The 12,531-nt window shown below is 68.7% G+C and carries 12 protein-coding genes; 7 read left to right on the top strand and 5 right to left on the bottom strand.

Going from position 1 to position 12,531, the window contains the following annotated elements; genetic code table 11:
- Positions 1–3: 3 nt before the first annotated feature.
- Positions 4–510, bottom strand: a complete 507-nt coding sequence (locus tag ABOD76_RS12035) for a hypothetical protein (protein WP_350245092.1) — start codon at positions 508–510, stop codon at positions 4–6.
- Positions 511–817: 307 nt separating this feature from the next.
- Between ABOD76_RS12035 and ABOD76_RS12030 the strand changes: the two genes are divergently transcribed.
- The 5 genes from ABOD76_RS12030 to ilvD all read left to right on the top strand — a co-directional run bounded on the left by ABOD76_RS12030 (position 818) and on the right by ilvD (position 7,959).
- Positions 818–1,441 carry a MarR family transcriptional regulator gene (locus ABOD76_RS12030; protein ID WP_350245091.1) on the top strand — a complete coding sequence of 208 codons (624 nt, stop codon included), beginning with the start codon at positions 818–820 and terminating at the stop codon, positions 1,439–1,441.
- Positions 1,442–1,648: 207 nt separating this feature from the next.
- Positions 1,649–3,907: an ATP-binding protein gene (locus ABOD76_RS12025; RefSeq protein ID WP_350245090.1), complete on the top strand. Its 2,259-nt coding sequence runs from the start codon at positions 1,649–1,651 to the stop codon at positions 3,905–3,907.
- 46 nt (positions 3,908–3,953) lie between these two features.
- The gene (locus tag ABOD76_RS12020; RefSeq protein ID WP_350245089.1) at positions 3,954–5,159 is read left to right on the top strand and encodes a hypothetical protein; all 1,206 of its coding nucleotides are present in this window, start codon (positions 3,954–3,956) and stop codon (positions 5,157–5,159) included.
- A 43-nt stretch (positions 5,160–5,202) separates the two neighbouring features.
- Complete coding sequence (locus ABOD76_RS12015; RefSeq protein WP_350245088.1) at positions 5,203–6,048, top strand: 1,4-dihydroxy-6-naphthoate synthase; 846 nt, start codon at positions 5,203–5,205, stop codon at positions 6,046–6,048.
- An 81-nt stretch (positions 6,049–6,129) separates the two neighbouring features.
- On the top strand, positions 6,130–7,959 hold the full coding sequence (ilvD, locus tag ABOD76_RS12010; RefSeq protein ID WP_350245087.1) for a dihydroxy-acid dehydratase: 1,830 nt from the start codon (positions 6,130–6,132) through the stop codon (positions 7,957–7,959).
- An 8-nt stretch (positions 7,960–7,967) separates the two neighbouring features.
- On the opposite strand, the gene ABOD76_RS12005 is transcribed toward ilvD, so the two are convergent.
- Positions 7,968–8,993 carry an SDR family oxidoreductase gene (locus ABOD76_RS12005; RefSeq protein WP_350245086.1) on the bottom strand — a complete coding sequence of 342 codons (1,026 nt, stop codon included), beginning with the start codon at positions 8,991–8,993 and terminating at the stop codon, positions 7,968–7,970.
- Between the two features lie 276 nt (positions 8,994–9,269).
- Here ABOD76_RS12005 and ABOD76_RS12000 point away from each other — a divergent pair, with 276 nt between their 5' ends.
- On the top strand, positions 9,270–9,413 hold the full coding sequence (locus ABOD76_RS12000; protein WP_350245085.1) for a hypothetical protein: 144 nt from the start codon (positions 9,270–9,272) through the stop codon (positions 9,411–9,413).
- A gap of 126 nt (positions 9,414–9,539) precedes the next feature.
- Positions 9,540–9,821 (top strand): hypothetical protein, encoded by a 282-nt coding sequence (locus ABOD76_RS11995; RefSeq protein ID WP_350245084.1) that lies wholly within the window; start codon positions 9,540–9,542, stop codon positions 9,819–9,821.
- A gap of 472 nt (positions 9,822–10,293) precedes the next feature.
- Here the strand turns inward: ABOD76_RS11995 and ABOD76_RS11990 are convergent, their stop codons facing one another.
- From ABOD76_RS11990 to ABOD76_RS11980, 3 genes are all read right to left on the bottom strand, one after another.
- Positions 10,294–10,776, bottom strand: coding sequence for a GreA/GreB family elongation factor (locus ABOD76_RS11990; protein WP_350245083.1), 483 nt, complete (start codon positions 10,774–10,776; stop codon positions 10,294–10,296).
- Between the two features lie 37 nt (positions 10,777–10,813).
- Positions 10,814–11,983 carry a zinc-dependent alcohol dehydrogenase gene (locus tag ABOD76_RS11985; RefSeq protein ID WP_350245082.1) on the bottom strand — a complete coding sequence of 390 codons (1,170 nt, stop codon included), beginning with the start codon at positions 11,981–11,983 and terminating at the stop codon, positions 10,814–10,816.
- A 301-nt stretch (positions 11,984–12,284) separates the two neighbouring features.
- A complete protein-coding gene (locus ABOD76_RS11980; protein ID WP_350245081.1) occupies positions 12,285–12,506 on the bottom strand; it encodes a hypothetical protein in 222 nt (73 codons plus the stop codon).
- Positions 12,507–12,531 lie beyond the last annotated feature (25 nt).

Raw genomic sequence — 12,531 nt, 5'->3', positions numbered from 1 at the left:
GGATCAGAGGGGCACGTTGCAGGTCGAGGACACCGAGCCTCCCCCATTGAGATGCTTCATGGCCTCAATCTCCAGCTTCGGCGCGGCGATGTTGGCACCCCAGCGGGCCTCGAAGTTCAGCTCCTTGGGTTCATTGGCGGTCATGGGATCGTTGATCAGCCAGATCACCTGATGACTCCCCTCGATGCTGTTGTGCCCAAACACGCGGGTGGCCTGGGCCGTCGCGGTGAAGGTATAGGTCAGGGTGGGGCTGACGTAGTCGTAGCCGCCGTCGGCCCGGACCGTCAGACTGCACTCGGCGCCAGACAGCGTTTTGCCGGTGTAGGCTCCGGTCAGGCAGCTGCTGGCGGCCGGGTCGGCGCTCTGGTTGACCACCGCGCAGGCACCGAGTCGGGTGGTCAGGGCCGAGCCCTGCCCGGTCCCGGGCGGGGGGGTCGTGGGGCTTCCGCCGCCGCCACAGGCGGCGAGCAGGACGGGGAGCAGGGCGGCAGGCAGCAGTGAATGGCGCATAGGGTCTCCTGAAATGGGCTGGAACGGCACAGTGAACCGTCGCCGCCACAGGGCGGACGGCGACGGTGACGGTGGGGTGGGCGTCAGGCCTGCTGCGAAAAGGGACTGCAGGAAGGAGGTCTGCAGGTGGGGCCCAGGGCGGTGGGTGTGGCAGCCGCATGCAGCTGGCCACACACGTTGCCCAGGGCCAGCAGCAGGCACAGGACAGAGCGTCGGAGCGTTGAATTCATGGTCACCTCCAGGCAAAACGTATATATAGGCCCAGAATAGGGTGGGGCTCCCAAAAAATAACGGGTAGACTTTTTGAGTGACCCATGTTACCGTCACGTCTTCCGAGGCCATGGATCTGTTTCTGGATCTGGCGAAACTGCGGTTGTTCGCGCCGTTCATGAGCGGCCCCATCACGGTGGCCGAGGTGGCCCGGATGACCGACGTGAGCCCCAGCGCCCTGAACTACTGGGTCAAGCGCGCATTGGCCTGGGGGCTGCTCGAGCGGGTGGGCGAGGACCGTCCGGCCCGGTACCGGGCGGTCGCCACCCGGTTCCGGATGGACCCCACCTCCGTCATGCCGTTTGAAGACATGCTCGACCGCCGTGACCATTCCGCCTGGGAGCGCATGCTGCGCGGATTTGCGCGCGAATACCGCCGGGTCGCCGACGACTGGACCTTCCACGTGTATCTGAACAACGGCGACCTGCTGCACCGGGATCTGGTACCGGCGTGGGCGATGGACGCGTCGCCGGCGGCCATGCCCACCCTCCCGCTCAACGAGTGGGGGGTGATGCGGCTGAGCCGGGCCCAGGCCCAGGCGCTCAAGGAACAGCTCGAACAGACCATCACGACCTTTTTTGCCGAGTCGTCCGACGACCCGCATGACGAAAAATACCTGTTCCATGTGGCGCTGGTCCGGGACGCCCCCCCCACATCCTGACGCGCAGAAAGGACGGCTTCAGGGCCAGCTCCAACGAGCCTTCATGGAAACGAGCAGGGCCGGTCCTCGTCCTCCACAGCCCGTCCGGCCCGGCTCCCGGGTTCCCCCCCGCCGCTGGCTTCACCAAACGTAAGCACTGCCACTTCAGCGGGCGAATTCCGTGGCACGGCCCACCCAAAGCGGTGGATGAGCAGGTATCGTGCAGCCATGGCCGAGCCCCAGTCGCTCCCGGGACGTCCTGACGCTCAGGTCGACGACCATGCCTACGCCCTGGACGCCTTCGTCGAATACACCGAGGCCGTCGGCGCCATCACCGATGTGCGTGAGCTGGCCCGGCAGGCCATTGCGGTGCTGGATGCCCGGTTTCCGGGGAGCAGCACCCTTTATTCCGAGCCGGAGGGCGAGCGCTGGAAAGCGCGTGCCTGGAGCCCGAACCTGAGCCCGGAGCTGCTGCAGCTGGTCACCCAGGGTGTGCCCGCCACCCCGCTGGTGAACGAGCTGTTGCGGGTTCGGGAGGTGGTGGTCCGCGAGGCGCCCGGCCCTGACGGTCACCTGGACCACACCGAGCAGTACGGGACGGTGGTCGGATTTCCGGTGCAGCTGAACGGTGAGGTGCGGGGTGTCCTGGCGCTCGCCGTTCCGGAGCGCGGCTGGACCGGGCGGGCCCGGGCGCTGGTGGAGGCGGTGGGGCGCAGCCTGAACCTGGCGCTGGGGCGGGCGGAGGTGGCCCGGGAGCGCGATGAGGAACGCAACGCGCTGAGCACCTTCGCCGCATTCACCGAGGCGGTCAGCGCCGCGACGGACCTGCCGACCCTGGTGCAGCTGGCGTTCTCGATTCTGCCGACCCGCTTTCCTCACGCGGTGGTGGGGTACTACGAGCCGCGGGGCGACGTGTGGACCCTGCAGGCCTACACCGGGACCGTCAACCCGGAGCTGATCGGGAACGCGACCACCGGGCAGATCCCCTCGCATCCGGCGGCCCAGCACGCGATCCGCAGCGGCGAGGTGGTGTTCGTGGACCACTGGGACCAGAACTCGGGCACCCTGCTCGGCAACGCCACCTTCGGCAAGGTGGCGTTCTATCCGCTGACCGTGCACGGGGAGGTGCAGGCCGGCCTAGTGTTCGGGGTACAGACGCTGCGGGTCTGGGGAGAGCGTGATAAGGCGCTGGTGCGCGCCATCGGGCGCAGTTTCAGTCTGGCCTTCGAGCGCACGGCGACCGCCACCACCCTGCAGCGGCAGAAGGCCGAACTGGAAGCGCGCACCCGCGCGATGAACGCCTTCGTCGACCTGACGCGGGACCTCACGCTCCAGACCGACCGCATTCCGCTGGTCCGGCGGGCGCAGGAGGTGGTGATGTCGCTGCTGCCGGACGGCTACGCGGTCTACTACGAACCGGAGAACAATTTCTGGCAGGCCCGCTCGCAGCACGGCGCGATCAACAATCCGGCCCTGCAGGCGCTGGTGAACCGGGGCATCCCGGTCGAGGACACCCGGGAGCTGGTCCAGCCCTGGACCACCCGGCAGCCGGTGTACCAGGGGGCCTTCGAGCGGGGCGGAGAAGCGCTGGACGAGGCGCAGCGCGAGGCCATCGGGTCCACCGCCACGGTGCCGGTCCTGGTGCATGACGCGCCGGTCGGCCTGTTCGTGGTGGTGCTGTTCGAGCGGCGCCCCTGGACGTCGGTGGACAAGGCCACCCTGGAGACGGTGGTGCAGAGCCTGGGGCTCGCCCTGGAGCGGGCGCACAGCGTGGCCCAGCTGGCGGAGGAACGGCGCAAGCTGCAGGCGGCCAATGAGGAGCTGGAGGCGTTTGCCTACAGCCTCAGCCACGACCTGCGCGCCCCGGTCCGCCACGTGCTGGCGTTCAACCGGCTGCTGGGTCAGGCGCTGGGCGACGATCTGGCCCCGCAACCGGCCCGCTACCTGCAGGTGGTGAGGGAAGCGGCCCTGCGGATGGACACGCTGATTGACGCGATGCTGGACCTCGCGCGCACGGCCAGCCTGCCCCTGCGGCTCGGGCCGGTGGACCTAGGTGCCCTGCTGGACGAGGTCCGGTCGGCCCTGGAAGCGGAGGCCCTGGACCGGCCGGTTCGCTGGGTGATCCGTCCGCTGCCGGTGGTGATGGCGGACCGCGACACGCTGCGGCAGGTGCTGACCAACCTGCTCTCGAACGCCCTGAAGTACAGCCGCACGCGGGAAGAGACGCAGGTGACCGTCTGGGCGGAGGATCAGCCGGACGCGTGGTCGGTGTCGGTGCAGGACAACGGGGTGGGGTTCGATCCGCGGTATCAGGACCGGCTGTTCGGGGTGTTCCAGCGGCTGCACAGCGCCGAGGACTTCGAGGGCACCGGCGTGGGGTTGGCCAACGTCCGGCGGATCGTGGCGCGGCACGGCGGCCAGGTGTTCGCCCGCAGCACGCCGGGCGAGGGCGCGGTGTTCGGCTTTACCCTGCCCAGGCGCCCCTGAGGTGTCCGTAGAGCCTTCTCCCGGAGCGCTGCCGTATGCTGCCCGCATGACTGCGCCGTCCACAGATCCGCTCGCCGCCACCTACGTCCGCCTCGCGCATGGCCTCGACGCCCACGTCAAGCAGCAGGGCGGCTATTTCATCGACGGCTACGGCGGCCCGGCCGAGTGGGCCGACCACAGCCTGCGCCGCCTCGAAACGCTCCAGCAGGAAGCGCAGCAGCTGGACGCCCTGATCGCCGCCGAGCCGGACCCGCAGCGCCGTCCGTTTCTGGAGGCGCAGGCGCGCGCCATGCACACCACCCTTCAGCTGCTGGCCGGGGAGCGGCTGCCCTACAGCGAGGAGGTGCGCCGCCTGTTTGACATTGAGCCGCTGCGGGTGCCGGAAGCCACCTTTGAAGCGGCGCTGGCCCAGCTGGACGCCGCTCTGCCCGGCAGCGGCGCACTGACCGGTCGCAGCGAGCAGCTACGCCAGCGGGTGGCGCTGCCGCACGGAGACATCCTGCGGATGAGCGCCCCGATTCTGGAGACGCTGCGCCGCCGCACCCGCCAGCTGCTGCCGCTGCCGGACGACGAGGACTTCAGCATCGGCCTGGTCAGCAACCAGCCGTGGAGCGGCTACAACTGGCCGCTCGGTAACTTCCGCAGCCGCATCGACATCAACACCGACCTGCCGGTGCTGCTGCCGAGCCTGCCGGACCTGCTGGCCCACGAGGGCTACCCCGGCCACCACACCGAACACGCCCTCAAGGAGCTGCATCTGGCCCGGGAGCGCGGCTGGGCCGAGCACACCCTGCAGCTGATCAGCGCGCCGGAATGTGTCGTGAGCGAGGGCATCGCGGTGAACGCGCTGCACGCCGTGATGCCGGAGCAGGAAGTGGAAGGCTGGCTGACCGGCGAGCTGAGCCGTGAAGCCGGCCTGGACCCCAGCGACGTGGCCGCCTGGCTGCACAGCGCGCGCGCCAGCGAGCAGCTGAGCGGGGTGGGCGGCAACGCGGCGTGGCTGCTGCATCAGGAGGGCCGCCCCGAAGCGGAGGTGCTGGAGTACCTGATGACCTACAGCGCCAGCACCGAGGAACGTGCCCGGCAGACGCTGCGCTTCATCAGCAGCCCGGCGGGCCGCGCCTACGTCTACACCTACTCGGTGGGCGGCCGGCTGGTCCGGGAGGCGATGCAGGCGGGCGACCCGCAGGCGGTGTTCCGGCAGCTGCTGACCCGCCCGGTCACGCCGGGGCAGCTGGCGGCCGGATTGTAGCGCCCCGCCCCCCGGGCGGCCGGGAGGGCGCTAGGCTCGGGCCATGACTGCGTCCCCTGCCCTGCCCGCCAGCCTGCAGCTGGGCTACTCCTTCTGCCCGAACGACACCTTCATCTTCTACGCCCTGGCGCACGGCCGGGTGCCGACCCCGCTGCCGGTCCGCGAGGTGCTGGAGGACGTGCAGACGCTGAACGAGTGGGCGGCGCAGGGCCAGCTGCCGATCACCAAGATCAGCTACCGCGCGTACCTGTCGGTGATGGACCGCTACGTGGCGCTGCGCAGCGGCGGCGCGCTGGGTCGCGGCGTGGGGCCGCTGGTGGTGGCGCGCGCGCCGCTGGACGACCTGAACGGCCGGGTGGTGGCCTCGCCCGGCCACCTCACCACGGCCGAGCTGCTGCTGCGGATGGTGTACCCGGAGGCGCAGCTGCGCCGGATGCGCTACGACGAGGTGATGCCGGCGGTGGAGCGCGGCGAGGCCGACGCGGGGCTGATCATCCACGAGTCGCGCTTCACCTACCCGCAGCACGGGCTGGTGAAGCTGCTGGACCTGGGCGCGTGGTGGGAGCAGGACACCGGCCTGCCGCTGCCGCTGGGCGCCATTCTGGTGCGCCGAGACCTGCCGCATGAAACCCAGCTGGCCCTGCAGGATGCGGTGCGGGCCAGCCTGGACTACGCCTGGGCCCACCCGCAGGAACCGAAGGCCTACATCCGTCAGCACGCGCTGGAGATGAGCGACGAGGTGATGCAGGCGCACATCGATCTGTATGTGAATCCGTATTCCCGCGACGTGGGCGAGGAGGGCGAGCGGGCGGTGCAGGAGCTGTACCGGCGGGCCGTGCAGCTGGGCGCGGCCCCCCAGAGCGACCTGCCGCTGTTCCTGGAAGGCTGAAGGCAGAGCTGGGCAGAGCCCGGCGTCGTCTACCCCGCCCCTGCACCCGGGCCGCTGCCTTGACGCAGAATCGGATGCATTATGCCGACTTACCGCTCAAGAACGACCACCGAAGGCCGCAACATGGCGGGGGCCCGCGCCCTGTGGCGGGCCACCGGCATGCAGGACAGCGATTTCCAGAAGCCGATCATCGCGGTGGTGAACTCCTTTACCCAGTTCGTGCCGGGGCACGTGCACCTCAAGGACCTGGGCCAGCTGGTGGCGCGCGAGATCGAGGCGGCGGGCGGCGTGGCGAAGGAATTCAACACCATCGCCGTGGACGACGGCATTGCCATGGGGCACGACGGCATGCTGTACTCGCTGCCCAGCCGTGAACTGATCGCGGACAGCGTCGAGTACATGGTGAACGCGCACTGCGCGGACGCGATGGTGTGCATCTCCAACTGCGACAAGATCACGCCGGGCATGCTGATGGCGGCGCTGCGGCTGAACATTCCGGTAGTGTTCGTGTCGGGCGGGCCGATGGAGGCGGGCAAAATCCTGCTGAAAGACACCCAGCATTCCCTCGATCTGGTGGACGCCATGGTGATGGCCGCCGACGACGCCGTGAGCGACGACGAGCTGCAGGCGGTGGAGAGGAGCGCCTGCCCCACCTGCGGGTCCTGCTCGGGGATGTTCACCGCCAACTCCATGAACTGCCTGACCGAGGCGCTGGGCCTGTCGCTGCCGGGGAACGGCTCGGTACTGGCCACGCACGCTGACCGGCAGCGGCTGTTCCGGCAGGCGGGCCACCTGATCGTGGACCTGGCCAAGCGCTACTACGAAGCAGACGACGAGCGCGTCCTGCCGCGCAGCATCGCCACCTTCGCCGCCTTCGAGAACGCCATGACGCTGGACATCGCCATGGGCGGCAGCACCAACACGGTGCTGCACCTGCTGGCCGCCGCGCATGAGGCGGGCGTGGACTTCAGCATGGCCGACATCGACCGCCTGTCGCGCCGGGTGCCGGTGCTGTGCAAGGTGGCGCCCGCCAAAAACGACGTGCATATGGAGGACGTGCACCGCGCCGGGGGCATCATGGCGATTCTGGGGCAGCTGGAGCAGGCGGGCCTGCTGAACCGGGACGTGCATACGGTGCACGCGGACAGCCTCACCGACGCGCTGAACCGCTGGGACGTGTCGCGCACCCAGGACGAAGCGACGCACACGTTCTACCGGGCCGCACCCGGCGGGATTCCCACGCAGCTCGCCTTCTCGCAGTCGCGGCGCTACACGGCCCTGGACACCGACCGCGTACAGGGCGTGATCCGCAGCGCCGCGCACGCCTTCTCCCAGGACGGCGGGCTGGCGGTGCTGTACGGCAACCTCGCGGAGGACGGCTGCATCGTCAAGACCGCCGGGGTGGACGAGAGCATCCTGCGGTTCACGGGCACCGCCCGCGTCTTCGAGTCGCAGGACGCCGCCGTGGACGGCATCCTGAACGGAGCGGTGCAGGCAGGCGAGGTCGTGCTGATCCGCTACGAGGGCCCGCGTGGCGGCCCCGGCATGCAGGAGATGCTGTACCCCACCAGCTACCTGAAGTCCAAGGGGCTTGGCAAGGCCTGCGCGCTCGTCACCGACGGGCGCTTCAGCGGCGGGTCGTCGGGCCTGTCTATCGGGCACGTGTCGCCCGAGGCGGCTGAGGGCGGCACGATCGGTCTGGTGGAAACCGGCGACCCCATCGAGATCGACATTCCGGGGCGCCGCATTCACCTCGCGGTGGATGACGCCACCCTGGCCGCCCGGCGCCAGCAGCAGGACGCCGCCGGCTGGCACCCCGCCCAACCGCGCCCGCGCAAGATCACCGCCGCCCTGCGCGCCTACGCCAGCATGACCACCAGCGCGGCGCGCGGGGCGGTGCGGGACATCTGAAGCACCGCTCAGCGCAGGGCAGACCGCTGGTGACGGCGACGCCACAGCGCCAGGGACAGGAGACCCAGCCCCGAGCCCACCAGCCCCGCCGTCCGGATGAGGCCAGCCTGCGCCGCCTCGGTGTAGCGGCTCCTGGCATGCACCAGCCCCGGGTAGTCGCCGCGCTCGGCTAAGCGCTCGGAGGGCCGGTCCAGCGCGTTCTGCTCGCGCGGCAGCGGAGGCTTGTCGCTGTGGGTCCGGGGAATCACGAAGCGTTCCATGGCCCGATCGGTGGCGCCGGGCACCAGCTGCCCAAAGGCCGCGATGCCTTTCCCGCCGCTGCCCACGAACACGTCCCGCGCCGGGTGCTCGGCGGCCTGCAGCACGGCCCGCGCCACCGTTTCCGGCGCGTACACCGGCGGGACATGCTGCGGCTCCACGTCCAGATAATTCCTGGCGTTCAGAGGAAACGGCGTGTCGATGGGCCCCGGTTTGATCAGGGTGACCGAAACCGGAAGCCCGGCGTCCTGCACCTCCATGCGCAACGCGTCCGTGAACCCCTTGACGGCATGTTTGCTGGCACTGTAGATGCCCTGCAGGGGAATGGCCCGCTCCGAGGCGGTGCTGCCCATGTTGATCAGCGCGCCACCCTGCTCGCGCAGCAAGCCCAGCGCAGTCCTTGAGCCGTACACCACGCTCCAGAAGTTGACGTCGAACAGCCGCCGCATGTCGTCCGTGCCGATCTCTTCCAGGGCACCGTACAGGCCCACCCCGGCATTGTTCACCCAGGTGTCCACCTGGCCATAAGCGTCCAGGGCGCGGGCCGCGATCTGCTGAACCTCCGCTTCCTGGCTCACGTCGGCGACGACGTAGATGGCCTGGCCGCCCGCCTGCGTGATTTCCTGCGTCAACTGCTGCAGCGGGCCTTCACTGCGCGCCGCCAGCACCAGCCGCGCGCCACCCTGGGCCGCCAGGCGGGCGGTGCTCAGCCCGATGCCGCTCGACGCCCCGGTGATCACCATCACCTGCTGATGCAACGGTTTCAATCGGATCATCTGGAACCTCCAGGAGGTGCGCCACTGGAGCGTGCGTCACCCGGAGCCCATTGTGCGGCGCCTGCCGGCCCCCAGTGTGGGCTTTCCGTGTCAGGGGGCTCTGGATCGCCTTCATCCAGACTGGCGCGGTCTGGGGCTGGCCTTCCTTCCGCTGCCCTGGCCGATCCTCAGCCGACCGCCCTACCCCCATCCCAACCTGACGCGAGTCTTTCCCCGCCTGAAGTTCGCCTCACCGGAGATACACCGGCATTAAAGACGAATACTTCACACTGAGGTATGGCCTTCCTGAACCGACTGATTGACCGCCTGCTGGCCAAGCCGGTGGCGGCGCATCAGCCGACAACGGTCCCTGCCTCTCCCCACACCTCCTCCGCCGTGAATTTCGATGACTTTCTCCGTGCCCTGGGCGCCGACTTGTAAGGCCTGATCTCACCCCTGACAGCCCGCCACCCGGCGGGCTTTCTGCTGCCTGCGGCCGGGCGATCCCCCCAGTAGAGGGGGCTCCGCCGTCAGAGCCGTGCAACACCCGCGCGCGTTTACTAAGGCATGAGTGACTGGGAAGAAGTCCTGGAAGAACGCAACCGCGTCCGCGTGGCGGAGTTGCGCGAGCAGAATGTTGAACTGGTGTGGCGCAAGAAGGCTCTGGAACACGACGACGGGCACGTCTCGCATCACCTGTTTCTGGAAGCGCGGACCCTCAGGGGCGGTCAGAAGCTGGGGGCCACCGGGCCCATGAGTTACCAGGAGCAGGAGCGCATCCGCCTGATCAACCGGATGGTCAGCAGTGTGACCGGCCAGGCGATGCACAGCCTCCACCACCAGTACTGAACCGGAGCTGTCAAGTTTTCAAGTAGAGTGGCGCTCGCCAGTTCCGTTTAAAGCAGGCGCCCGTCTCCATGCGCTGAACCGTGGGATACCCGGTTCAGCGCATTTCTGTGCGCTGTGCTTCCTCAGCCGCGACGAAGCCCTCACAAGCCCGAGTGATTCGTGGACGCCGCCGGCCATCTACACGGGCGGATGGACCTTCATGCCCTTCAACTTCTCTGCCGGGCCAAGCAGCAAAACGAAGCCCCCTCGCGAGAGCGACGTGATGCGTGTTGGTGGAGGGGGTAAAAACAGCGTACTCGACAGCTTCTTCCTGAATTCTGACGGACGCGGAACATCCCCTTCAATGAAGCTGACCTGAGCCGCATGGCGACGGGAAAAGCCGCAGGACCCGTGGGCTGGCAGCCGGGCAGGTGGCCCTTCGGGTGTCCAGCACGTGCGCTGTCCCCGGGCCACCCTCCCTCTCCCTGTGCTTCTACTGCACGGCCTGGATGGTGTAGCGCATCTCCCGGTCCCGCAGATTCACGGTGACGGTTTCGCCCACCCGCCGGCCCATCACCATCTGGCCCACAGGGCTGTCATCGGTGAGCTGGGTGATCCGGTCGTCGCGCACGGTCACCTCCACACTGCTGACCAGCTGCACGCGCATGTCCTGGCCCTGGGTTTCCTCGTGCAGCAGCACCACCGAACCGAGCATCACGGTGCCGTCCTGGGTGTTGCTATCGTCCACCACCACGGCGCGGGCCAGGGCGTCCTCCAGCTCGAAGATGCGCGCGTCCAGCCCGGTCAGGTCGGTCTGGGCGCTCTGCAGGTTGCGGTCTTCCAGGTCAATCGCGTCGTCGCGCAGGTCCGACAGCATCTTGGCCGCCTCGTCGCGGCGCTGCTGCGCCTGCTCCAGCGCCTGCTGCAGCCGCTCGTGTCCTGCACGGGTCATGTGGATGGGTCCGGTTGCGGTCATGAATACCTCCTGGGAAAAAGAACGGTGCTGGTGAACGTCACGGGACGAACACCGCCCGCACACAGCCGTCCTGCTTGGTCTTGAACATCTCGTAGCCGCGCGGCGCCTCTTCCAGCGAAAAGCGGTGGGTCGCCAGATAGGAGGGGTCCAGCTCTCCCCTCTCGGCGTGCTCCAGCAGCCGGGGGAGATATTTCTGGCCGTGCTGCTGGGCGGTCCGGACCGTCAGGCCCTTGTTCATCACCACGCCCAGCGGGAATTTGTCCATCACCCCGTACACGCCCAGAATCGACAGGACCCCTCCCTTGCGGCAGGCGATGATGGCCTCGCGCAGTGCCTGACCCCGGTCGGACTGCAGCCGCAGCGCCTGCTTCACGTGGTCGTAGGCGGCCCCGATGCCGGTGCCATGCGCCTCCATGCCCACCGCGTCGATACACGCGTCCGGACCACGCCCGCCGGTCATGGCATTCAGCGTCTCCGGCACACTGTCCACCTCCATGTAGTTGATGGTCTCGGCCCCGGCCCGCTCACGGGCCAGCTGCAGCCGCTCCGGGAAGCGGTCAATGGCGATCACCCGTTCGGCGCCCAGCAGGTAGGCGCTCTGAATCGCCATCAGGCCCACGCCGCCGCAGCCCCAGACCGCCACCACGTCCCCCGGCTGGATGTTGCAGAAATCCGCGCCCATGAAGCCGGTGGGCGCCGCATCCGAGAGAAACAGCGCCTGCTCGTCGCTGAGGCCGTCCGGGACCCGGAAACAGTCCTGATCGGCGAACGGCACCCGCACGTACTGCGCGTGCGACCCGGCGTACCCCCCGAAGGCGTGGCTGTAGCCGTAGATACCGGCCGTATGGTGCCCCAGCACCGGCTCCTGCATCCGGGCATTCGGGTTGGTGTTGTCGCACAGCGAGTACAGGTCGTGCTGACAGTACCAGCACTGGCCGCACACCACGAAGGACGGCACCACCACCCGCTCACCCTTGCGCACGTTGCGGACCCCCGGTCCCACCTCCACCACCTCGCCCATGAACTCGTGGCCGATGATGTCGCCCGGCTCCATGGTCGGGATCAGGCCATCGATCAGGTGCAGGTCCGACCCGCAGGTGGTGGACATCGTGACCCGCAGGATCACATCACCGGGCGTCAGGATCTCCGGGTCCGGCACCGTCTCGACCCGCAGGTCATTGATTCCGTTCCAGCACAGTGCACGCACGTCTGCCCTCCTCCCTCGGCAGCCTGGACCGCTGCTCGCCGGCCCGGCCTCAGCCCAGCATGCGGGCCATTCGGGAAGAAGATGTTCCGGATATGCCCCTGAACAGCTTCATCTGAAGCCGCGGCCAGCAGAGAACACGCTCAAGTGAGGCTAAAGTGAAGAGGGGCCGCCCGGCGCGGGGCGGGCCATTCGGTCAGCAGATGCACCGCCAGATGTCCCAGCAGCAACCCCGTCAAGGACCGCCGTTCCTGGATGCTCCATCCACCCAGCCACATGGGCAGCGCCACGTACAGCGGAAAACTCAGCCACTCGCTGCGGGCATGTCACAGGGCGAGAGCAGCCGGGGACCCCGCACCGGATACGGATAGTCGGTGCCGCCGCCGGTCACCACGCCCAGCAGGGCCAGCAGCCAGGACGCCCGGCTTGCCCTGCTACCCAGCCGCAGCAGCCGGGGCAACTCCAGCATCAGCAGCACCGAGGTCGCGTCCAGCCGGGCATGGGTGGTCATGGAGAGCCGGAGCATGCCGTTATGGTGCGCCCCGGGCAGG

The organism is Deinococcus sonorensis KR-87, from assembly GCF_040256395.1.
GTDB classification, from domain to species: Bacteria; Deinococcota; Deinococci; order Deinococcales; family Deinococcaceae; genus Deinococcus; species Deinococcus sonorensis.
Note: the sequence above shows the minus strand (reverse complement) of the source record. Positions and strands in the feature narration are given on the sequence as shown.